Source organism: Tenacibaculum discolor, assembly GCF_003664185.1.
GTDB lineage: Bacteria > Bacteroidota > Bacteroidia > Flavobacteriales > Flavobacteriaceae > Polaribacter > Polaribacter discolor.
On sequence record NZ_RCCS01000010.1, the window covers coordinates 244,535 to 268,318 of the forward strand.

21 protein-coding genes and 3 tRNA genes are annotated in these 23,784 nt (G+C 30.8%); 17 read left to right on the plus strand and 7 right to left on the minus strand.

Annotated features, from left to right (window positions below):
- Positions 1 to 14: 14 nt before the first annotated feature.
- The 3 genes from C8N27_RS14685 to C8N27_RS14695 form a co-directional block, all read right to left on the minus strand.
- The gene (locus C8N27_RS14685) at positions 15 to 989 is read right to left on the minus strand and encodes an MBL fold metallo-hydrolase (RefSeq protein WP_121148442.1); all 975 of its coding nucleotides are present in this window, start codon (positions 987 to 989) and stop codon (positions 15 to 17) included.
- Between the two features lie 181 nt (positions 990 to 1,170).
- On the minus strand, positions 1,171 to 2,208 hold the full coding sequence (locus tag C8N27_RS14690) for a methyltransferase (protein ID WP_121148444.1): 1,038 nt from the start codon (positions 2,206 to 2,208) through the stop codon (positions 1,171 to 1,173).
- A gap of 139 nt (positions 2,209 to 2,347) precedes the next feature.
- Positions 2,348 to 4,909, minus strand: coding sequence for an ATP-dependent Clp protease ATP-binding subunit (locus C8N27_RS14695; RefSeq protein WP_099214144.1), 2,562 nt, complete (start codon positions 4,907 to 4,909; stop codon positions 2,348 to 2,350).
- Between the two features lie 308 nt (positions 4,910 to 5,217).
- Between C8N27_RS14695 and gyrA the strand changes: the two genes are divergently transcribed.
- Positions 5,218 to 7,719 (plus strand): DNA gyrase subunit A, encoded by a 2,502-nt coding sequence (gene gyrA, locus C8N27_RS14700; protein ID WP_099214145.1) that lies wholly within the window; start codon positions 5,218 to 5,220, stop codon positions 7,717 to 7,719.
- Between the two features lie 16 nt (positions 7,720 to 7,735).
- Positions 7,736 to 8,974: a tetratricopeptide repeat protein gene (locus C8N27_RS14705; protein WP_121148446.1), complete on the plus strand. Its 1,239-nt coding sequence runs from the start codon at positions 7,736 to 7,738 to the stop codon at positions 8,972 to 8,974.
- Between the two features lie 72 nt (positions 8,975 to 9,046).
- Here the strand turns inward: C8N27_RS14705 and C8N27_RS14710 are convergent, their stop codons facing one another.
- Positions 9,047 to 9,820 carry a C40 family peptidase gene (locus tag C8N27_RS14710; protein ID WP_099214147.1) on the minus strand — a complete coding sequence of 258 codons (774 nt, stop codon included), beginning with the start codon at positions 9,818 to 9,820 and terminating at the stop codon, positions 9,047 to 9,049.
- Positions 9,821 to 9,845: 25 nt separating this feature from the next.
- Positions 9,846 to 11,021 carry an acetyl-CoA C-acyltransferase gene (locus tag C8N27_RS14715; protein WP_099214148.1) on the minus strand — a complete coding sequence of 392 codons (1,176 nt, stop codon included), beginning with the start codon at positions 11,019 to 11,021 and terminating at the stop codon, positions 9,846 to 9,848.
- A gap of 207 nt (positions 11,022 to 11,228) precedes the next feature.
- Here C8N27_RS14715 and C8N27_RS14720 point away from each other — a divergent pair, with 207 nt between their 5' ends.
- The 5 genes from C8N27_RS14720 (at position 11,229) to C8N27_RS14740 (ending at position 15,014) form a co-directional block, all read left to right on the plus strand.
- Entirely contained in the window at positions 11,229 to 13,271 is a 2,043-nt protein-coding gene (locus C8N27_RS14720; RefSeq protein WP_121148448.1) for an HD family phosphohydrolase, read from the plus strand.
- Positions 13,272 to 13,362: 91 nt separating this feature from the next.
- A tRNA-Ser gene (locus C8N27_RS14725) sits at positions 13,363 to 13,444 on the plus strand.
- A gap of 26 nt (positions 13,445 to 13,470) precedes the next feature.
- Positions 13,471 to 13,545, plus strand: a tRNA-Pro gene (locus tag C8N27_RS14730).
- Between the two features lie 6 nt (positions 13,546 to 13,551).
- Positions 13,552 to 13,625 (plus strand) — tRNA-Arg (locus tag C8N27_RS14735).
- 189 nt (positions 13,626 to 13,814) lie between these two features.
- Entirely contained in the window at positions 13,815 to 15,014 is a 1,200-nt protein-coding gene (locus C8N27_RS14740; RefSeq protein ID WP_121148450.1) for a site-specific integrase, read from the plus strand.
- Between the two features lie 12 nt (positions 15,015 to 15,026).
- Here C8N27_RS14740 and C8N27_RS14745 read toward each other — a convergent pair whose 3' ends face one another.
- Positions 15,027 to 16,601: a hypothetical protein gene (locus C8N27_RS14745; RefSeq protein WP_121148452.1), complete on the minus strand. Its 1,575-nt coding sequence runs from the start codon at positions 16,599 to 16,601 to the stop codon at positions 15,027 to 15,029.
- Between the two features lie 90 nt (positions 16,602 to 16,691).
- Complete coding sequence (locus C8N27_RS14750; RefSeq protein ID WP_121148454.1) at positions 16,692 to 16,946, minus strand: helix-turn-helix domain-containing protein; 255 nt, start codon at positions 16,944 to 16,946, stop codon at positions 16,692 to 16,694.
- A 113-nt stretch (positions 16,947 to 17,059) separates the two neighbouring features.
- Between C8N27_RS14750 and C8N27_RS14755 the strand changes: the two genes are divergently transcribed.
- The 10 genes from C8N27_RS14755 (at position 17,060) to C8N27_RS16205 (ending at position 23,777) form a co-directional block, all read left to right on the plus strand.
- Entirely contained in the window at positions 17,060 to 17,443 is a 384-nt protein-coding gene (locus C8N27_RS14755) for a lipocalin family protein (protein WP_167444768.1), read from the plus strand.
- Between the two features lie 299 nt (positions 17,444 to 17,742).
- Positions 17,743 to 17,928 (plus strand): hypothetical protein, encoded by a 186-nt coding sequence (locus C8N27_RS14765; protein ID WP_121148460.1) that lies wholly within the window; start codon positions 17,743 to 17,745, stop codon positions 17,926 to 17,928.
- Between the two features lie 135 nt (positions 17,929 to 18,063).
- On the plus strand, positions 18,064 to 18,405 hold the full coding sequence (locus C8N27_RS14770) for a hypothetical protein (protein WP_121148462.1): 342 nt from the start codon (positions 18,064 to 18,066) through the stop codon (positions 18,403 to 18,405).
- 109 nt (positions 18,406 to 18,514) lie between these two features.
- A complete protein-coding gene (locus C8N27_RS14775; RefSeq protein ID WP_121148464.1) occupies positions 18,515 to 19,399 on the plus strand; it encodes an AAA family ATPase in 885 nt (294 codons plus the stop codon).
- Entirely contained in the window at positions 19,380 to 20,378 is a 999-nt protein-coding gene (locus tag C8N27_RS14780) for a DUF3871 family protein (RefSeq protein WP_121148466.1), read from the plus strand. Before C8N27_RS14775 ends, C8N27_RS14780 begins: the two co-directional genes overlap by 20 nt.
- Before the next feature lie 37 nt (positions 20,379 to 20,415).
- Positions 20,416 to 20,667 (plus strand): hypothetical protein, encoded by a 252-nt coding sequence (locus C8N27_RS14785; protein ID WP_208639327.1) that lies wholly within the window; start codon positions 20,416 to 20,418, stop codon positions 20,665 to 20,667.
- 171 nt (positions 20,668 to 20,838) lie between these two features.
- Positions 20,839 to 21,582 (plus strand): hypothetical protein, encoded by a 744-nt coding sequence (locus C8N27_RS14790; RefSeq protein ID WP_121148468.1) that lies wholly within the window; start codon positions 20,839 to 20,841, stop codon positions 21,580 to 21,582.
- Between the two features lie 170 nt (positions 21,583 to 21,752).
- On the plus strand, positions 21,753 to 23,153 hold the full coding sequence (locus C8N27_RS14795) for a DUF5906 domain-containing protein (RefSeq protein ID WP_121148470.1): 1,401 nt from the start codon (positions 21,753 to 21,755) through the stop codon (positions 23,151 to 23,153).
- Positions 23,134 to 23,583: a GIY-YIG nuclease family protein gene (locus C8N27_RS14800; protein WP_121148472.1), complete on the plus strand. Its 450-nt coding sequence runs from the start codon at positions 23,134 to 23,136 to the stop codon at positions 23,581 to 23,583. Before C8N27_RS14795 ends, C8N27_RS14800 begins: the two co-directional genes overlap by 20 nt.
- A 44-nt stretch (positions 23,584 to 23,627) precedes the next feature.
- Complete coding sequence (locus tag C8N27_RS16205) at positions 23,628 to 23,777, plus strand: hypothetical protein (protein ID WP_394342573.1); 150 nt, start codon at positions 23,628 to 23,630, stop codon at positions 23,775 to 23,777.
- Positions 23,778 to 23,784 lie beyond the last annotated feature (7 nt).

Genomic DNA, 23,784 nt, shown 5'->3' on the forward strand with positions numbered 1-23,784 from the left:
AAAAGAAGTGATTGCTATAAATCAAAAATAGTTTCAATTTCTGCAATTCTATACCCTTGTGATGTTACAAATTTACTTTCTTCACTAGTAGGATTTATTATAGGGTTTGTATGGTTGAAGTGAATAAAGATAATTTTGTTCTTTTCTTGTTTACTTAAACCTTTAAACTTATCTAAACTTTCAACAATAAAAGGATGTGGTATCTGGCTAATATCTCTACTATTTATTTCTTTTCCACTATAAAAAGTAGCATCTAAAAAAGCATAGTCTACTTTTTTAATTTCATTAATAATGTTTTTGTCCCATTTTTCCCACTTGTCAATATCAGGAATAAACAAAGCACTTTTATTAGGGCCAGTTATGCGATAGCCCACGGTTTCAGAATACTCATCTCTATGAGGAACAATAAGCGGAGTAACCTTGATGTTTTTGGTTAGCTCAATTGGTTTTTCATTTTCTATTTGATGAAGCTCTATGTTTTTTCGAGTAATCAATTGATCCCAAGGACCATTTTCTGATAGAAACTCTTTCATTCTAGGCATAGTATACACAGGTGCTTTGTTAGCATCCATAGCTTCTTTACCTAAAAACATTAAACCTGTATAGTGCCCTATATGAGCATGTGTTAAAAATATTCCATCTGCAATTTCTTTATCACTTTTACCTTCTAATTTAGTAAGTGTCTTCATTTGTAACGCAATATCTGGAGTTGCTTCAAACAAGTAGGTTTTTTGATGTTGTTTGTCAATTACTCCTAATGAAGTTACCTGTCTTTTTTTATCAGGATTCTTAAAAAGATTAGCACAACACTCTTTTTTGCATGCAATTTGAGGAGAGCCTGCGTCTTGAATAGTTCCAAGAATTACAATGGAAACATTACTTATACTTTGTTTTGATAGAGTGTTTGTTTTTAATGTTTTTTCTGAAGATGTGTTACCAGCACATGAAAGAATAAAAAGTGTAATGAAAAGAATGCAGTATTTATTCATTTTGCAGTTGTGTTAATGCTAATGTGTTTTAATTATTAGTAGTTGTAAGTTTTAAAAGTACTAATTTTTACTTTCTTCTTGTTGAAGTAAGAAAATAGTAGAACAAAAAATCCCGAGTATTTTGCTCGGGATTTTTATTGATCTTCGTTTATTTTGGTATGACGTTTTTTAGTTTTTAAAATTATTTAACGGCAATAATGGCACTTGTAGGGCCTGTTAAATGCATCATTCTAGTATTGCTAAAACCTGCCTCTTTTGCCCATTTATTAAAATTTGAGAGTGTAAAATCGTAGCCTTCATCTGTTTCAATAATCATGTTTAGCGACATCATTAAACCAAAAGTATTTTTGTTTCTGTCATTATCAATAATATTTTCAATAATGATTAGTGCACCATCTTTAGGTAGTGCATTATAGGCTTTTTTTATGAGCATTAATTTATCTTTTGTACCCCAATCATGAAGAATGTTTCCCATGGTAATAACGTCTGCTTTGGGTAATTCATCAGTAAAGAAGTCACCTGAGCGAGTTTCTATTTTGTCGTTTAAGCCAAAATGGTTTACATTTTCTTTTGCTATTGGTTCAACAGCAGGAAGGTCAAAAGAGATACATTTTATATGTGGGTTATTTTTAGCTATTTGTATTGATAAATATGCTCCAGAACCACCAACATCACATAGCGTGTTGTATTTAGAAAAATCAAGATCACGAGCTAATTTTATGAAATTTCCAGCCTGAACACCTGACATTCCGTGTATAAATTCTCGGAGCTTATTTTCATCTGCATAAATTGCTTCAAATAACGGTTTGCCACCATCTTTTGCCTCGTTTTGTGGTTTTCCAGTAATTAAAGCTTCTTCTAGGTTGTTCCAAAAAGGATACAATCTGTTGTTAGACATTTCCAATATACCTCCCATATAGCTTGGTTTGTTTTTATCTAAAAACAAATTGGAGTCTTCAGAATTACTATATATAGCGCTTTCTTTTAATCCAGAACGTTGTAAGAAGCCTAAAGCAACTAATGTGTCAAGAAAGTCGTAAAGAGATCTATCATGAAGTTTGAGCTTATCTTGAATTTCTTTTCCTGATAATCCCCCTTTGCCTAAATGTGTGAATACCCCCATTTTAACTGCAGTAAGTAAAGTTTTTGAAGCCCAAAAACCCATGCCTACTTCCATGATTCTTGAAGGGGTAATTTGGTTTTCATTTGTTGAGTTCATAGTTTAGTTGTTATAGTTAATAATTAATCTTTTTAGTTTTATTAAGTTCAATTATTAGGGATAAATGAAACTAGTTTATGAGCAGGGGTAAAATCTGAGGGATAAAAAAATCCCGAGTGTTTTGCTCGGGATTTTTATTTTATTGGTCTTCGTCTATTTCGGTACGAGTCTCTTTTGGTTTTTCGCCTTTTTCTATTTTTATGATGAGTTTTTTGTCTTTCTCATCTAAATCCATAAAGATGGTGTCACCTTCATCAAGTTTTGAGTTTACAATTTCTTCAGCTAATGCATCTTCAATGTATTTCTGAATAGCTCTTTTTAATGGTCGAGCACCATACTGTTTGTCAAAACCTTTATCGGCAATATAATCTTTGGCTTTCTCACTTAAGTGTAGCTTGTAACCTAAATCATCAATACGTCTTAGTAATTTGTCTAATTCAATATCAATAATCTTATGAATATCTTCACGCTCTAATGAGTTAAAGATTACAACATCGTCAATACGGTTTAAGAACTCAGGAGCAAACGATTTCTTTAAAGCACCTTCAATAATACTTTTAGCGTGTGCATCTTCTTGTTCTTTTTTAGAAGCAGTTCCAAAACCAACACCACCACCAAAATCTTTAAGTTTACGAACTCCAATATTTGAAGTCATAATAATAATGGTGTTTCTAAAATCTATTTTACGACCTAAACTATCAGTTATGTGTCCGTCATCTAAGACTTGTAACAGCATGTTAAATACATCAGGATGCGCTTTTTCAATCTCATCTAGTAAGATTACAGAATAAGGTTTACGGCGTACTTTTTCGGTTAACTGTCCACCTTCTTCATAACCAACATATCCTGGAGGCGCACCAATTAAACGAGAAATGGCAAACTTCTCCATGTATTCACTCATATCAATTCTAATTAAAGAATCGTCAGAGTCAAACAACTCACGCGCTAGTACTTTAGCTAACTGTGTTTTACCAACACCAGTAGAACCTAAGAAGATAAAAGACCCAATTGGTTTGTTAGGATCTTTTAATCCAACACGGTTACGTTGTATAGCTTTAACAACTTTAGTAACAGCCTCATCTTGACCAATTACTTTACCTTTTATTAATTGAGGTAATTCTGCCAAACGGCTACTTTCTGCTTCGGCAACACGATTTACAGGAATTCCTGTCATCATCGATACTACTTCAGCAACATTATCTTCAGTAACAGTTTCTCTATGAAGTTTAGAATCTTCTTCCCATTGGTGTTGTGCAGATTCTAAGGCTGTTTCTATATTCTTTTCGTCATCACGAAGCTTTGCAGCCTCTTCATACTTTTGTCCGCTTACCGCTTTAGTTTTACGTCCTCTAATTTCTTCTAGTTTCGCTTCTAATTCTAAAATTTGCTGCGGAACTACAATGTTTGTAATATGAATTCTTGACCCAGCTTCATCTAAAGCATCAATAGCTTTGTCTGGTAAAAAGCGATCAGTCATATAACGATTGGTTAATTTTACACAGGCATCAATAGCTTCATCAGTAAAAGTAACATGATGATGCGATTCGTATTTACCTTTAATATTATGTAAAATTTGTATGGTTTCTTCAACGGTAGTAGGATCTACGATTACCTTTTGAAAACGACGTTCTAAAGCACCGTCTTTTTCAATGTTAGTTCTATACTCATCAAGAGTAGTCGCACCAATACATTGAATTTCTCCTCTTGCTAAAGCTGGTTTTAACATGTTAGAAGCATCTAATGAACCTGTAGCTCCACCAGCACCAACAATTGTATGAATCTCATCAATAAATAATATGATATCATCATTCTTTTCTAGCTCGTTCATCAACGCTTTCATACGTTCTTCAAACTGACCTCTATATTTTGTTCCAGCTACCAAGCTAGCTAAATCAAGAGAAACAATACGTTTATCGAATAAGATTCGAGATACTTTTCTATCTACAATACGTAAAGCCAATCCTTCTGCAATAGCAGACTTACCAACACCTGGTTCACCAATAAGCATTGGGTTGTTCTTTTTTCGTCTACTTAAAATTTGAGAAACACGCTCAATTTCTTTTAAACGACCCACAACAGGGTCTAACTTTCCCGCAACTGCTAGGGCTGTTAAATCACGTCCGAAGTTGTCTAAAACAGGAGTTTTAGACTTTTTAACTTGTTTTCCTTTTTGTGGTTGTTGACCATAAGGATTTGACTTTTCGTCAGCAAACTCATCATCAGATGGAGTTTCTCCTATAGGTGAAATAAACGTATCATCATCTACATGTAGCTCTTTGTACAAGTTTTTAGCCTGCTCATAATCTACATCATATTTTTGAAGTAGTTTTGTGGTAGGATCATTCTCGTTACGTAAGATGCACAGTAGTAAATGTGCAGTGTCTATTGCGTTACTTTGATATAATTTAGCTTCTAAAAACGTTGTTTTTATAGCTTTCTCTGCTTGTCTGGTAAGATGTAAACTCTTCCTTTGAGGGCTTGTTAAAGATGGGGTCGTAGGATTTAGCTTTTCTAGTTTATTGCGAACTAAATCTAAATCAACATCAAAAGTTGTTAATATTTCAATGGCTTTTCCGTCACCTTTCCTAATCAAACCTAACAAAAGATGTTCCGTTCCAATAAAGTCATGTCCTAGTCGTAAGGCTTCCTCTTTACTGAAAGTGATCACATCTCTAACCTGTGGTGAAAAATTATCGTCCATAAATTTATTTTCTGTCTCTGTAAAGTTAGTAAGTTTTTTTCTTAAAAATTACAAAAAAGATGCCAATAGTTTTTAACTGACATTCTGACGAGTAAAATAAGGCGTTTTAATGTTTAATAACCTTATAAAATTGTTAATAAATAACCTTAAAACAGTCTATATATTTTTTGTGTAAAACTGAGGGTTATAGTATCTTGCAATGTTTTAGAAAATGCAGAGAACTAGAAAGCATTTTAAAAGTGAGTTTTATCGAGTGTAAAATTCACTTTTTTGACGAAAATAAATACTAATATTTTAAAAGAAAATATATGGCAGATGGCGAAAAGTTGATACCTATCAACATTGAAGAGCAAATGAAGTCAGCATACATCGACTATTCTATGTCGGTGATAGTATCGAGAGCATTACCAGATGTAAGAGATGGTTTAAAACCAGTGCATAGAAGAGTATTATTTGGTATGCATGAATTAGGAATTAAAGCTACAGGAGCATATAAAAAATCTGCAAGAGTTGTAGGAGAGGTGCTTGGTAAGTATCACCCACACGGAGATACTTCGGTGTACGACTCTATGGTGCGTATGGCACAAGATTGGAGTGTGCGTTATATGATGGTTGATGGGCAAGGAAACTTTGGTTCTGTTGATGGTGATAGCCCTGCAGCAATGCGTTATACTGAGGTGCGTATGCAGAAAATATCAGAAGAAATGTTGTCTGATATTGAAAAAGATACTGTAGACCATAAGTTAAACTTTGATGATACTTTACAAGAGCCAACGGTATTACCAACACGTATTCCTAACTTATTAGTTAATGGAGCGTCAGGTATTGCAGTAGGTATGGCAACAAACATGGCACCACATAACTTAACAGAAGTTATTAATGGTACTATTGCCTATATTGATAATAGAGACATTGAGATTGATGAGTTAATGCAACACATCAAAGCACCTGACTTTCCTACTGGAGGAATTATTTATGGATATGATGGTGTAAGGGATGCTTTCCATACAGGTCGCGGACGTATTGTAATGCGTGCTAAAGCTACTATTGAAGAGGTAAAAGGACGTGAGTGTATCGTTGTAACTGAGATTCCTTACCAAGTGAATAAAGCAGAAATGATTAAGAAAACTGCTGACTTGGTTAATGAAAAGAAGTTAGAAGGTATTGCAAGTATTCGTGATGAATCTGACCGTAAAGGAATGCGTATCGTTTATATATTAAAGCGTGATGCAATTCCTAACATTGTCTTAAACAAGTTATTTAAATATACACAATTACAAACATCGTTTAGTGTAAATAATATTGCGTTAGTAAAAGGTCGCCCAGAGCAATTAAATTTAAAGCAATTAATACACTATTTTGTTGAACACAGACATGAAGTAATTGTTCGTAGAACAGAATTTGAATTAAAGAAAGCAGAAGCTCGTGCTCATATTTTAGAAGGATTAATCATTGCTTCGGATAATATTGATGAGGTAATTGCAATTATTAGAGGTTCTTCAAATGCCGATCAAGCACGTGAAAAATTAATGGAGCGTTTTGAATTAACAGAAATTCAAGCACGTGCCATTGTTGAAATGCGTTTACGTCAGTTAACAGGACTAGAACAAGACAAACTACGTTCTGAGTATGATGAAATCATTAAGACTATTGCAGATTTAAAAGATATTCTTGCTAATGAACCAAGACGTTACCAAATTATTAAAGATGAATTATTACACATCAAAGAGAAATATGGTGACGATCGTCGTTCAGTAATTGAATATGCAGGAGGAGATATGAGAATCGAAGATATGATTCCTAACTCTAAAGTAGTAGTAACTATTTCGCATGCTGGTTATGTGAAGCGTACAAACTTAGATGAATATAAAGTTCAGAATAGAGGAGGACGTGGACAAAAAGGAGCAACTACTCGTAATGAAGATTTCTTAGAACACTTATTTGTAGGTACCAACCACCAATATATGTTGTTCTTTACTCAAAAAGGAAAAGTATTCTGGATGCGTGTGTACGAAGTTCCAGAAGGAGGAAAGAATACAAAAGGTAGAGCTATTCAAAACTTAATAAATATTGAACCAGACGATAAGGTAAAAGCGTTCTTAGTAACAGGTGATTTAAAAGATGAAGATTACATCAACAATCATTACGTTATTATGGCTACCAAACGTGGTCAGGTTAAGAAAACACCTTTAGAGCAATATTCTCGTCCAAGGGCTAATGGTATTAATGCTATTACCATTAAAGAAGGAGATGAGTTATTAGAAGCAAAGTTAACTACTGGAGATAGTCAAGTAATGTTAGCACTTAAATCTGGAAAGGCAATTCGTTTCGAAGAAGCCAAAACACGTCCGATGGGAAGAACAGCTTCAGGAGTTCGTGGTATTACATTGTCACATGAAAATGATGAGGTAATTGGTATGGTAGCTGTAAACGATATGGAAAGTAATATCTTAGTAGTTTCAGAAAAAGGATATGGAAAACGTTCTAATTTAGAAGATTACCGTATAACAAACCGTGGAGGTAAAGGAGTTAAAACGTTGAATATATCAGAAAAAACAGGTAATTTAGTCGCTATCAAGAATGTTGATGACTCTAACGATTTAATGATTATTAATAAATCTGGGTTAACTATTAGAATGGCTGTAGAAGATTTGCGCGTTATGGGTAGAGCAACTCAAGGAGTTAAGTTAATCAATATTAAAGATAATGACGATATTGCTGCAGTAGCAAAAGTTATGCACGAAAAAGATGAAGAAGAAAATGGCACGGAAATTGAAAATGAAACGAATGAAAGTCAAGAACAACAATAAATAAACCATAACAAAGATGAAAAAACAAATCTTAGCCCTTTCTTTAGGATTAATGTCGTTAGGGGCAATTGCTCAAAAATCAGAACTTAAAGCTGCTGAGAAGGCTATAAAAAAACAAGATTTTACTTCAGCATTAAGTACGCTTAACGCTATTGAAGGGTCTTTAATGATGAACGGTGATGATAAATATAAGTCTAAATTCTATTTCTTAAAAGGAAAAGCATTAGCTGCTAAAAAAGATTACAAGAAAGCGGGAGAAGCTTTGAATGCTTTAATAGCAATGAAAGAGAATAAGTATACAGATGAAGCTAAGCCTATCTTAAATCAAATGATTCAAGAAGTTTCAAAAAAAGCAGTAGACTTATATAATAATAAAAAAGACTATAAAGGAGCTGCTGAAGACTTCTATTTAACATATGTATTAAGCCCAACAGATACTTCTTTTGCTTATAATGCTGCGGTTTCAGCTACTCAAGCTAAAGACTATGATAAGGCAATAGAATACTATAGAGAATTACAAAAAATAGGTTATACAGGTGTTGAAAAGCAATATGTAGCTACTGATAAAACAACAGGTAAAGTAGAGAATTTCGGAAATGATAAAGCCAGAAGAGATTTAATGGTGAAGTCAGGAAGTTATGTAAAGCCAGAGACTAAATCTTCTGAGTCTAAATCAGCAACAATTGTTAAAAATGTAGCTTTAATATTAAAAGAGCAAGGAAAAACTGATGAGGCTATTGCAGCTTTTAAAGAAGCTCGTGCTTCTAATCCTAAAGATTTAAATTTAATTTTAAATGAAGCTCAATTATATGTTGATATGGGGAAAATGGATAAGTTTGGAGAGTTAATGAATGAAGCAGTAGCTTTAGATCCAGAAAATCCGACTTTATATTATAACTTAGGTGTTGTAAACTTTAATGAAGGAAGAGTAGATGACGCTAAAAAGTATTACACTAAAGCAGTTGAGTTAAAACCAGATTATGCTGATGCTTACATGAATTTAGCAGTAGTAGTTTTGGATAAAGAAAAAGCTATCGTTGAGGAAATGAATAAAAACTTATCAAATTTTAAAAAGTATGATGAGTTAGCAGCAAAGCAAAAAGAAGTTTACAAAGAAGCTATCCCATTTTTAGAGAAAGCTGACAGTTTAAATAGAAATTTACAAACTGTTAAAACTTTAATGAACTTATATGAAGTTTTAGAGATGAGTGATAAGGCTTCTGAATATAGAGAGTTGTATAAATCTATGCAATAAAAAATATTCAAATAAAGAAAAAACCGAAACTTTAAAGTTTCGGTTTTTTTATGTTATAAAATATTATTAGGATTAATCAATTAAACGTTTGATAACTCTAAGTTTGTGAGTGTGTTGTTGTGTGTCAACATTATAAATACCACTATGGTCTAGCTTATCAATACGAACTTTTCCATGGGCATGTATAATATTGTAGTCATTCATAATAATTCCTACATGAGTAATTATACCTTCTTCATTATCAAAAAAAGCTAAATCACCAGGCTCACTCTCTTCAATAAAACTCAATACTTCTCCTTGTGTAGCTTGTTGTTTAGCATCACGAAGTAAGTTGTACCCACACAGTTTATATACAGTTTGGGTAAATCCTGAGCAATCAATACCAAAAGGCGATTTACCTCCCCATAAATAAGGAACGTTTAAGAATAAAAAAGCGGTTTCTACTATAGAAGATTTTGTTAGCTTATTATTACATACTTTTCCCTCATATAAAAAAGAGGTGTTATTAATATTAATTTTATTGTTCTTAAATAACGGAAGACGAGCTCCCATAGGAATAGTAGTTAAGTTACTATTATTATCAGTAATAAAATCAATTAATTCACCAGCATAGTGCTTTTTCTCTTTAGATAAAAGAGTATGTATTTCTTCTGAAATTTCTTCGTATTGTTTATTGTCGATGTATCCCTCATAATTATCGAAAGCTAAACGGATTTTACTCCACTTTTTAGATTTTTCTATGACTTCAAAATGTTCACCAAAAACAACTTGATTCACCATTTCTGAAGCATCAGAAGGTTCTAATCGAAGAGGAACAATACTCAAATTACAAATTCCGAAAGACATCTACTAATAGGGGCTTTTAAAACAATTAAACTCTTTCAATAACCATTGCACTAGCACCTCCACCACCGTTACAAATTCCAGCAGCACCAATTTTAGCATTGTTTTGTTTTAAAATAGAAGTTAAGGCAATAATAATTCTAGCTCCAGAAACTCCTAACGGGTGTCCTAACGAAACCGCACCACCATTTACATTTACTTTGTCAGCTGATAAACCTAAAATTTTCATGTTAGCTAATCCAACTACAGAAAAAGCTTCGTTTAATTCAAAATAATCAACATCATCAATAGAAACCCCAGCTTTAGCTAAGGCTTTTGGTAATGCCTTTGCAGGAGCAGTTGTAAACCATTTTGGTTCGTGAGCAGCATCAGCATAACCTTTAATTTTTGCTAGTGGAGTTAACCCTAATTCAGCAGCTTTTTCAGCAGACATTAATACTAATGCAGCACCACCATCATTAATAGTAGAAGCATTTGCAGCAGTTACTGTACCTTCTTTTGTGAAAGCAGGACGTAAAGCAGGAATTTTATCCATTTTTACGTTTTTAAATTCTTCATCTTCAGAAAAAATGATAGGCTCACCACGACGTTGAGGTATTTCTACAGGAACAACTTCATCAGCAAATTTACCTTCACTCCAAGCTTTTGAAGAGCGGTTGTATGATTCAATTGCAAAAGCATCTTGATCTTCTCTTGAGAATTCATATTCAACAGCACATTCATCAGCACAAACTCCCATAGCTACTTGCTCATAAGCATCAACTAACCCATCTTTTTGCATTCCATCTTCCATCTTAATGGGTCCGAATTTAGAACCTGTTCTAGCGTGTTGATAATGTGGAATCATACTCATGTTTTCCATACCTCCAGCTACAACAATTTCTGCATCACCTAAAGCAATAGTTTGTGCAGCTAACATGATAGACTTCATTCCTGATGAACAAACTTTGTTAACAGTAGTACAAGGTACAGTATCAGGAATTCCTGCAAAGATTGCAGCCTGACGAGCTGGTGCTTGTCCTAAACCTGCTGAAACTACATTACCCATAAAAACTTCCTCAACCATTTCTGGTTTTAAGTTAATTTTATCTAAAGCTCCTTTAATGGCTACAGCACCTAATTTTGGTGCAGGTGTAGTTGATAATGTTCCTAAAAAACTACCAATTGGAGTTCTTGCAACCGATACTATTACTACTTCTTTCATGTGCTACTATTTGTTAATTTTTATTTATCCCAATAACCAAAAACGACTAAAATAATAAAGCTGTTAAGTGCTTAATAATTATTTTTCTACTATTGATTTCATGTATTGGGTGAATTGTATTAAGATTTGTTTTGCGAAAATAACCATTTTATAACAAGTACTCAAATAATAGAGAAAGGTTATATTTACATTTTATAAACATCAAAAATGAACGATTTAATCAACAGACTGTACAAGAATAACACGATAATTTACAAAGTATTGTTGTTCTTAATAACAGTAATTGCTATTGTATACTTGTTTCCTAAGGGAGGACAGTTTAAGTATGATTTTCCACAAGGAAAACCTTGGCAATATGATAATTTATATGCTCCTTTTGATTTTGCTATTCAAAAAACTCCAGAAGAAATAGCAGAAGAGAAAAAGGAACTTGAAAGTGGATCAAAAAAATATTTTGTAGTCGATACATCAATAAAAACAGAAGTACTACGTTCATTTACCAATCAAGTTACAAGCCTAGACTCTTTATCAACTAGCGCGATTAGAGATATAATTAAAACAGGAGGAAAACTTATCGATAAAATATACTTGTATGGTTTTTTAGATGATGCAAGTATTGATAAAGCTAGTAGAGGAGATGTAGTGGTCTTACGAAAAGGGAATTCTATAGATGATGTTCCATTTTCAAGATTAGTACAATCAAAAGATATTTTAAGTTTTTTACGAACCAATACAGAAGGACTTCAGTATTATAAACAACGCCTACTCATTAATTATTTGTCAAGTAACTTACGTCCTAATGTAACGTACGATTATAAGTATAGTGAAAAGGAGTTAAATGAACGCTTACAAAGTATTTCTTATGCAAAAGGAAAAGTATCAAAAGGAGAATTAATTATTTTAAAAGGAGATATTGTAGAAGGAAGAAAATATAATGTTTTAAAATCATACGAAGTAGCATCAAGTTCTAGAATTTGGACAAAATCAAATTATTATTGGATTGTATTTGGGTATACGATTTTAGTAGCCTTAGCATTGCTAATGTTATTATTGTTTCTTGAAAGATATAGGTTTGATACTTTTAACGATAATAATAAAGTAACTTTTATTTTCTTCAACATCTTTTTAATGATTTTTGTGCAAACTATGGTGGTGAAATACAATTCAGATTACCTATATGTTGTTCCGTTAAGTATTTTGCCAATTGTACTTAAAGCTTTTTTTGATGCTCGATTAGGTTTGTTTACCCATGTACTAACAGTGTTGCTATTAGGATTTATTGTGCCAAATAGTTTTGAGTTTATTTACTTACACATTATTGCAGGAATTGTAACAATATTAACAGTGTCTGAACTATATAAACGAGCAAGTCTATTTATGTCTATAGGGCAAATTACATTAATTTATATGGTTACCTATTTTGCTTTTTCCATTTTAAAGGAAGGAAATGCAGATAAAATAAATTGGATGTACTTTGGGCTATTTGCGGCCAATGGATTATTATCGTTCTTAGCAGTGTTTTTTATCTATTTTTATGAAAAACTATTCGGGTTGGTCTCTGATGTAACCTTGTTAGAGCTTTCTAATACAAATTCAAAACTATTAAGAGATTTGAATGAAAAAGCACCAGGAACGTTTCAACACTCTATGCAGGTAGCTAATTTGGCTGAAGCAGCGGCTAATGAAATAGGAGCAAACTCGATGTTGGTGCGAACAGGAGCATTGTATCATGATATAGGTAAAATGGCGAATCCAATGTATTTTACCGAAAATCAATCTACAGGCGTAAATCCACATAATGATTTATTACCAGTAGACAGTGCACGTATTATTTTAGATCACGTAATTAACGGTATTGAAATAGCAAAAAAGCATAAGCTGCCAGATAGAATAATAGATTTTATTCGTACACATCACGGAACAAGTGTTACTTATTATTTCTATAAGCAAGAAGAAGAAAATAATCCAGATGTTGATATTCAAAAGTTTCAATATCCAGGGCCAATTCCATTTTCAAAAGAAACAGCAATTTTAATGATGTGTGATGCAGCAGAAGCAGCTTCAAAAAGTTTAAAAAATCCAACAGCACAATCTATCGATGTATTAATTGATAGAATTGTAGACAAGCAAAAAAACGATAATCAGTTCATAAATTCAGATATTACTTTTAGAGAAATAGAAAAAATTAAAAAAATTATTAAGAATAAGTTAATGAATATCTACCACTTACGAGTTGAGTATCCAGAATAGGTGATTTTTTTATCAAAAAAGTTTGTAGAAACGTATATATAGTTATACATTTGCACTCGCAATTTTTAGTTCACGCTTCGGCAAGAATTAAGGAGAGGTGGCAGAGTGGTAATGCAGCAGCCTGCTAAGCTGTCATCCTTCGGGATGCCCGGGTTCGAATCCCGGTCTCTCCGCAAAAAAAGTTGTAGATGACACCAATCGGGGTGTAGCGTAGCCCGGTCATCGCGCCTGCTTTGGGAGCAGGAGGTCGCAGGTTCGAATCCTGCCACCCCGACACAATGGTCGCGTAGCTCAGCTGGATAGAGCATCTGCCTTCTAAGCAGACGGTCACAGGTTCGAATCCTGTCGCGATCACAATAAGCCTTACTAGAAATAGTAAGGCTTTTTTGTTTTTGTAAGTTTTATAGTGCTTGTAGCTTATTTTGACCATTTATATTTCACTTGTTATTTTTTCAATAATTATCCCTTTTGTAACCTTTTAAGGTATACAATAAGGTACCCATTTTACTTTCTGAGGTACCCATTTTTATAAATTTTAAAACAATGAATAATAATAAAATACATATACTTTTCCTTATACAAAGAAATAAGGTCAATAAAAGAGGAGGTACTCCATTGAGGTGTAGGATAACTTACAATAAACAGAGAAAGGATTTCTCTTTAGGATTATTTGTTAATCCTAATTATTGGGATAGTAAAAAACAAAAGCTTTTAAATAAAGCTGAGAACTATAATATTGTAAACACACAATTAAGCCTTATTAGTCAAAAGATTAATGAGGCTTTTTTATTGCTACAACTTCAAAAAAACGATTTTAATGTTGATGATATATACAGTCAATATAAGGGAGAAAATACGAGAGTAGAGAAGACTCTATTAGAATTGTATGATATTCACAATGAACAAACCAAAAAACTTATAGGAATTGATTTTAAAGAAGTTTCTTGGGATAGGTATGTAGAGAATAAGAGAAAGGTTGAAAAATTTATAAAATTCAAATACAAAAGGAATGATATAAAGCTTAATAAACTGAATTTAAAATTTATTAATGACTTAGAGTATTATTATAAAACAGAACTTAAATTAAGTCAAGCTACCATTAACAGAAGCTTACAAAGAGTGAAAAAGATAGTGCAATTTGGAATAGATGAGAATTACTTAGAGAAGAACCCTTTTTCTTTGTATAAATCTACCAAACATAAGGTTGAGTTAATCTATTTAACAACAGAAGAATTAAAAGATTTAGAAGAGTTTAAATTTAATCAAGTAAGATTAGCTCAAATAAGAGATTTATTTGTGTTTTGTTGTTATACTGGGTTGGCATATCAAGAAATGTCATCATTGAGAGCTGAGCATGTAGTTAAAGGTTTTGATAATGATTATTGGATTGAAATGCATAGACAAAAAACTAGTTCTAAAATTGCAATACCATTACTACCTAAAGCTAAGTTATTACTCAAAAAATATGGATATAATCTACCTAAAATATCTAATCAAAAGTTTAATTCTTATCTAAAGGAAATAGCAGATATTGTTGGGATTAATAAAAAATTAACTCATCATGTGGCTAGAAAAACATTTGCCACTACTGTATTATTATATAATGGTGTATCAATGGAGGTAGTTAGTGAGCTACTTGGTCATTCTAGACTTCAGGTTACTCAAGAACATTATGCTAAGGTTGTAAGAAAAAAAGTTAGCAATGAAATTGATAAACTTATAATAAAAAAAATAAACAGTTAATTTTGAATAAACCTATCTATAACATTTATATAATTTTATAGTTTTCTCCTTTTTTAAGTTTGGGCAAAAAGAGAAAGAATTAATAATAGATGCTTCATTACCTACAACATTAAATTTTTTATATAAATCAAGTTCTTCTTTAGCATTTTCGTAACCTTTAATAGGAAGAGAGCATATATAGTAATTATTACTGTCATTAAGTATAATAAAATTTCCATGTTTAGGTATTAATTCAGCTAATTTTCTTTGAGCATCATTCAAATTACTGTGACTAGACACTCGTATATAGTAACTTTTTATATCTGACTCCTTGTCCTTGCTAATTAAATTCTTTTTTAAAAGAAATTCATCTAATGATTCATGAGGCTTTAATCCTTTTAAGATAACAAGTACTTTATTATATTTATCATAGCCACTTGTATACTTATTACCTAGTAAAAGCATAGCTCTATTATTATTCAGGTTCTCAACTTCATCTTCAATCATTTCTAATTTTATCTTTACTACTTTTCTTCTTACTGAATCTAATTTTTTCAAATCTTTATCATTAAGGTTTGAATCATTTTTTAATTCATTTAATCTAGTTTCAACTAATTGAATTGCTTCATAAGAAGGATTAAATGTATGGTTAATACTAGTCCTATAATCATCCATTACAGGGATAATCTGAGGAGATATTATTACCTCTTTTTTCTGTGATTTATTAGATTTTGAATTATTCTTACTTGAAGATTCAGAAGAACTTTCTTCTATTAAGGTAATGTTTTTATTATCATCTAAAGTTCTAATAAAATCTATTATTTTTTGATAATCACTATATGTTTCTACATCAAAAGATGTGTTACTAGGTATAGAAAGTCTTGAATCAATACCTGTTATTCCTATGGTTTTTATTGTAATGTTGACTATTTTAGATTTGTTTTCTACATCTGCTGCTAATCCAGCAAGAGAACCTATACCTTTTAATTCAGTATTATTGTCAATATTGGCTATTCTAAATTGCGCTCTGATACCAACAGCATACCGTATAGTTGGTAACCCAGTACATTTTATATCTTTGTATTGGATATAATCAGTAACAACATATATAGAATTGTGTTTGATGTTATTGTCTACTATACCAAAAGCTTGAAGAGCAGCTCTGTTTTCATTTTTAAATATATAATGATTAAATTGAAACCCGCTCCCTAAATCTTTTAAATTCAGTGGTAAATCATATTCACAAGGTTTTACACCGATTTTTCTAAGCTCTTGAGCTAGATTACTGACATTGTTATTATCATTTAGATTTGAAAATAAAGTTATTTTCGTAACAGTGTCGTTTGATTTAGGTTTATATTTAGGTTTTCCAGAAGTAATATTGCTATTACCATCAATAATTTCTCTTACAAGTAAATATTCTAGGACAGCTTGAGAGTAATAGTTGTAATCTGCATTTAAAGCAGTAAGCCCTAAAACACTTTGATTTTCTGTGTAACTATCTCTATCAGCAAATTTTTTTAAATGCTGTTTACTAGAATGACATGAAGAAAATAGTACTATTGATATAGAAAATATAATAATTTTCTCTAAGAGATTAGTTTTCATAGAGTAAAAGTTTGGTGTAGACTAATTTATAATAAAATAATCTAAAAAGAAATACCTAATATTAGTTATTTTCCGTCTATAAAGAAAGTGTTAATCTAATTTAATATTAAAGAATTCTTTTAAAGGAATTTCCATGGCAATAGCCAGTGTGGAAATAGTTACTACATTTGGTGTAACTATAGCTTTTTCAATTTTATATAAGTATTGTCTATCCTTGCCAACTAACTCTGCTAATTCAGTTTGAGTTAATCCTTTTTGCATCCTTAAAAACCTAACTCTTTCACCAATTTTAACTGGAATAGAGTTTTTTAATTCATTCAACTTTTTTTCAGACAATTCTACCATATAGTAAAAGTCTTATATGGTAAGTAATATTTTGTAACCTTAAATAACTACATTTTTATATATTTGAACTTAAATTAAAAACAATCATGAAAACAATTACTAACAAATTAAAGATGAAAAACATTTTATTAGCATTACTAACAATTACAGTATTTACCTCATGTTCATCACATGATGAAATAACAGACACTACAACTGTTCTAGGAACTTGGAAACTAACTAGTCATTCAGATTTTACAAATCTTCCAGATTGTATGAAACAAACTAAGATAACATTTATAGAACATGGTAATTTATCTGGTGAAATCTATGAACCTAACGGAGGAAATTGTGATAAGAATAATTTAGTCGCTAGTTATGAAAAGGAGACAGAAACCTCTTATACTATAATTGGAAGTTCTACTATTCTTGCTGAAGTAGAATTAGAATCAAACAAATTAATTTGGACAGATAAAAGTTCAACAAAAATAAGGGTATTAAATTTTGTAAGAAACTAACTTATATCTATGAAATATAATGCAACTAAGCAGATTTACTTCAAGGATTTGATGGGTGTTTGTACTTTAAAATGTAAAGATTGTCATTACAAAACAGAAGAGTTTACAGTTCATCTAAAATTAAATGTAAAAGATCCGCATCAATGTCAAAAATGCGGAGTTATTTCAGAAACAAAGGAAGCTATTTGTAATCATACCGATTCAATGTCTAAAACTGCGCCAATATTCTGTTTGAAATGTACATCTACTAATGTTGAACCAACTATAGAATATATCTAGAACCTTGTAAAAACAATAAAATGAATGATAACAATGACAAGACATCTTTTAGTGCTAAGCTAATATTATTTATACTTTTCTTTTTTACGATATTAATTCCAAGTATGATAACTAAAGGAGCAACAACTAAGGTATTTGTAGGCTCTCTAGGGTCAGCATTATTAGTAGCTGTAATATTTGGAATAGTAACATCAAAAAAGAATTAAAAAAATATTTTTCTCAAAATTTTCAAAACACTTTCTCTATCGTGAAAACTAAGTAATCTAATATCAACCCCCACCCTTTTTTACCATTGCGGGATACCCCCGTGTTTAATGTTTAATCTTAAAATTTAAAATACTATGGTAAAAATTGTAGATTTTAAGACCTATGAAAGAAATGATGGGTCAGAATTTAATGTGCTTATTGTACAAGGAGGAATTGAAGCTGTTAAAAGTCAAGAAACAGGAAAAACTTACTTTACAGCAAGAAAGACAAGTGTTCCAAGCACTTTTGACACAACTACTTGTGAAAGTTTAATTGGTACAGATTTTCCTGGACTAATTAAAAAAGTAGATGTTGAATCGTATGAATATACAGTGCCTACAACAGGAGAGATTGTTACGCTTACACACAGTTATCAGTATGTAAGTGAAGAAGAAAGCATTGTAAATAACAATGTAGTACATCAAGAGGTATTATAAATACAGAATTATAAAGATAAAGTTAGAGAGCTTCAGAAATGAGGCTCTTTTTCATGTCTATAATTATGTCTTATAACCTAACTAATTAAAAAACATAACTATAAAAATTATGCAATTACAAAAAGCACAAAGACATCAAGTAAAATTAAGACTTGGATTGTCAGGAGCAAGTGGTTTTGGCAAAACTACAAGTGCCTTATTACTAGCCTATGGAATAACAGAAGATTGGAGTAAAATAGCTGTTATAGACACAGAGAACAACAGTGCAAGTTTATACTCTCATTTAGGTAATTTCAATGTTTTAAACTTAAATGAACCTTATAATCCAGAAAGATATATACAGGCTATTAAAACTTGTGAAGAAGCTAATATTGAAGTTATCATTATTGATAGCATAACACACGAATGGAGTGGTAAAAATGGTTGTTTACAACTACATGAACAATTAGGAGGCAGATTCCAAGATTGGGCTAAAATAACACCACGTCATAACAAATTTATAGATGCTATTCTTCAATCTAAATGTCATATAATCACGACAACAAGACGTAAGATAGATTATTCCTTAGATCAAGGAAATAACGGCAGAACAAAGGTTATTAAGCATGGTACAAAAGAAATTACAAGAGAAGGCTTTGAATATGAACTCACAGTAAATTTTGAGCTTATTAATGATCAGCATTTGGCTAAAGCTTCAAAAGATAGAACAGGGTTATTTATGAATAAACCAGAGTTTATTATTGGAAAAGGAACAGGTAAGAAATTAATTCAATGGTGCAATCAAGGAATATCTATTGAACAAGCCAAACAAGAAATTGAAAAATGTACTACAGTGGAAGGTTTAAGGCATTTGTATCAAAAATATAGTGGATTGCAAAAAGAACTTCATCAAGTAATAGTTGAACGTAAAGAAACTATTGAAAATGTAAGTAGCCAAGTAGTAAAAGATAACCAAATTGTAAAATCATCAGAAAATGGAATTAATAGCCAATAATAATCCAAGTCAAATGATACAAAACGTATCAGAAATCATCCAAAAACCATCAAGTAAATTTATTGAAGCAAATACTACAGAAGTTACATTAGAACACATCAAAAAAGATTGTATAATTCCTGTTTTTGCAAAAGATAATGAAACTACTATTTCTCATTTTGAGTTTATTGATGCTACTAAAGAAATAGCACAATCAATATTATCAAATACAATTTCAGAACCAGCCATTAGAGTGTCTCATCAAATTAAAGGCAGAATCCCAAGTGCTATTGGCAAACCTGTTAGAGAACTAAAAGACCACGAGAAAACCATTTATTACGAGAGAATGGCTTTTATGATGGAAGTTCCTAATAGACAAGTGGTAGTTAATAATCAAATTCTAAATCTCACCATTGGTGGAGTTAGAGCTTATAATCAAGAAAACTTATTCTCTAAAAAATCTATTGAAAAATTTAAAGTCTTTATTGGTTTTAAAAATACTGTATGTACAAATCTTTGCATCAGTACAGATGGATTGAAATCAGAAATTAGAATAAGTAGTATTACTGAATTGCAAGAAGCTATACAGACCCTCATATTAAATTATAATGAAGAAGCTCATTTAGGTAACATGGAAAGAATGAGTAAGTATTCTTTGAAAGAAGAACAGTTTGCTCACCTAATTGGAAAAATGAAAATGTATCATTTTCTAAATAAAAAAGACAAGCAAGGTAAATTTCCTTTACAATTGACAGATTCACAAATTTCAACAGTTGTTAAAGACTATTTTAGTGATAATAACTTTAGTAGAAATGAAAATGAAATGATTGACTTATGGAGTATTTATAATTTATTTACTGAAGCCAATAAATCATCTTACATAGATAATTGTTTAGAACGAAACGTTAATGCATATGAGTTCATGCAAAACATAGGTAACTCATTGCAAAATGGAACTTATAATTGGTTTCTTCATAATTATAATATAGCTATTTCGTAAAAAAATAGCGCAGAACCTCATATATAATAATATCAAAATGAATGATAAAGAATTGGCTGAATTACTGAAATATAGCAACTCTAAAGAGCTTTATATTGTTACTTGGAACAATTTATTAAAGATATTGTTTTGTCCTTTTAAAGTAAGTGTATTGAATGATATCGGAGATTTAAAAAAGAATCAAATTGCATGGGTAGAAGAAGTGAAAGTAACATCAGAACTAAAGACTGTTTATATCATAAAGAGGAAAGCTTATTATTATCATCATTTTGATATTCTAATAGAATAGCTGTTGTGCTGTATTTTTATCCATAAGGAGTTTTTGAGACGGTTCAGCTTTAAAAAAATACCACTGAAAAATTCTAGAAATAATACACAGCATGTTATGCCTAGATATGTTGTGTATTTTTATTGAAAAATACTTGACAAACTTGTCAGTTAACTTTTACAACTTTAAATTATGATTTATACTACTACCTTTTTAGATTTTATCGAAGAAACTAGATTTTTAAAATTACAAAATAAGTTTGCTTCTTATGATGTTAACTTTTATCCATACGAAGAAACTTATGATAAAATTGTTGATGGAGATTTCAAAATTTTAGAAAAAGATATCAACCCGATTACAGAAGAAGAAATATTCGTGTATAAATCGTTTAATGAGGATTTTATTATCCCCTCAATATCGACATTAGCTGAGAGATATATTAAGTATTTTAAAAATAAAACTGAAAACGAAATGTTTGAGGAGGAAAAAATAGCATCGTTTGCCAGACATCAATTGGATAGACTTTTTAAAATAGAAATTAAAGCTAAGGAGATTAATTATCTTAATGATGTATCTAAGGACTTATTGATAAAACAGATTAAAGATGTAATTGAGTTCCTGTCGGATGATTATATAATACCTAGTTTTTCTTTAGATAGGAAGATTAAAGTTAAAATGAATAAAACTGATATAATAGTATTATTCCTATTATTAAGAGAGAATAAGAAAATTGTTTATTATCCTAATGCTGAGCTTAAGTTAATACTAGAAAGAACTTTTCTGTACTTAAACGAAAAAGATAAAGCATATTACAATATATCTATAAATTCTACTATAATTAGTGATATACTTAATGGGAATAGACCAATAAATAATTCTTTAAAAAGATTGAAAAACTTATTTCAAAGTGAGGATTTTTATAATGCTATAATTTAATAGTTGTAGGGGTAAAAAAAAGCACCCCTACTTCATCAAATCTTCATACGCATCTTTGCATCAGATTATAAAAAGGAATTATAATCCGAAGTTCATTGACATATTGGTTTAGAGGAGTTGCTCAATTGTGAGTGAGCTTGCAAATAAATAATAATCAAAATTTTTAAACGATGAAAGAATTCCGTTTTTGGAAAAATGAAGAAGGTAAAGTAAGTATTTCAAATGCAAAATTATTGAAGTTTTTAGAAGTAAATGGATTTATGAGAATTAGGTTATCAACAACAAATTTTATGTTAGTTAGAAAGTTAGATAACAAAATTAGACAAACGTCAGAAAGTGAAATAATAGGTTTTGTAAACGCATATCTAATTAAACATAGGCTTTATAATGTGCAAGAACAGTTGGTTAAGGGTATTGGAAATTACATTTCAAGTAAGAAATTATGCTTTTTACCAACCGAAGACTTACCCAATGATAGAGATAGTAGAGATAAAGGTATTATGTATTTCAAGAATTGTTATTGTGAAATTACAAAGGACGAAATCAATATCAAAAATTATAGTGAACTACCATATGTTATTTGGGAAAATAGACTTGTAGATTTTGAGTATGCTAAACCTTATAAAACTACAGCAGGACAATTTGAACAATTCTGTATGAATATTACAGGTAAAGATGAAGCTAGATTTGAAGTGTTGAAAACAATTTTAGGCTACCTAGTCCATAGAAGTAAAGAAAGAGGAGAAACAAAAGCAGTTATTCTATACGACCAGAATATGATGCTTAATGACAGAACTCACGGGGGAACGGGTAAAACATTATTGACAGATGCAATTTCAATGATTAGAGAGTTAGAGAAATTTGATGGTAAATCTATAAAATCAGATAGTTGGTTTAAAAACCAAAGGATAAACATTACAACAGATGTGGTAGTTTATGACGATTTAAACAAGAATGTGAGCTTAGAAATGTTTTATTCGATGTTAACAACAGGAGTAGAAATTGAGAAAAAAAGAAAAGATGCTTTTTATATTCCTTTTGAGTTATCACCAAAAATTGTTATTACATCAAATTATCCTGTAAAAGGACCTGGAGGGTCTTCTGACAAAAGAAGAAGATATGAATTTGAATTAGCAAATTACTATAATGAAAAATTCACTCCCGAAGTAGATTTTAAAAATAGATTTTTTGATAAGTATTGGGGAAATGATGAATGGAGTAAATTTTATGAATTTCTCATGAGGTGTCTGCAATCATATTTAAACAAAGGTTTATTAGAAGCAAAAAAGATTAACATTAAAAAGAATAGTTTGATAGAAAAAACGTCAAGAGAATTCGTGGAGTTTGCTAATGATTGCTTAGAGTTTAATACGGAATATGACAAAAGAGAGATTGAATATTTTTACAATGAATTGTATTTAGAAAATCAAGTGAGTCCTCATAGATTCACTAAATGGTTAAAAGAATATTGTCAAGAGAATGACGCAAGTCTAGAGTTAATTTCTACAGGAGGTAAGTACAAGTTTAAAATGATTGAAAAAGTTGTAAAAGATGACAAGAATAGTTTATAAGGTTACAAATAAAGAGACTGATGAGGTTTATATAGGAATTACAACAAAATCAGTAGAGGAAAGAAAAAAAGACCACTATCAAAAATCATCGATAAAACAACAAAGGAAGTTTTATAAGGCAATTGGGACGTACAGTCCCGATGCCTTTACTTGGGAACAGATAGATACTGCATCTACCAATGATGAATTAGCAAAAAAAGAAAAGAATTATATTTTGAAATACAATTCAAAAGAAGCAGGTTATAATTCTGATAAGGGAGGAGGTATTAAGAAAACTGTTTACAAATACAATTTAGATGGTAATTATATTGATAGTTTCGATTGTTTAAAAGAAGCAGGAGAGTCTATTGGAGTGAAAAAACAACAAATTAGTAGAGCTTGTGTAAATAAAAAAAATGTAAAGGGTTTTACTGAAGTTATGATTTTTTAGGAAATTTTAAAGTTGTTGGAAGTGATAAAAGAACAAAGAAAATTATCCAACTAACACTTGATGATGAATTTGTAGCTGAATTTAATTCTGTTTCAGAAGCATCTAAAATAACAGGACTTAATAAGACAAGTATAGCAAAAGTTTGCAGAGGAGAGCGTAATAAATGTGGTGAATTTAAGTGGAGATATAAATAATTTAGTT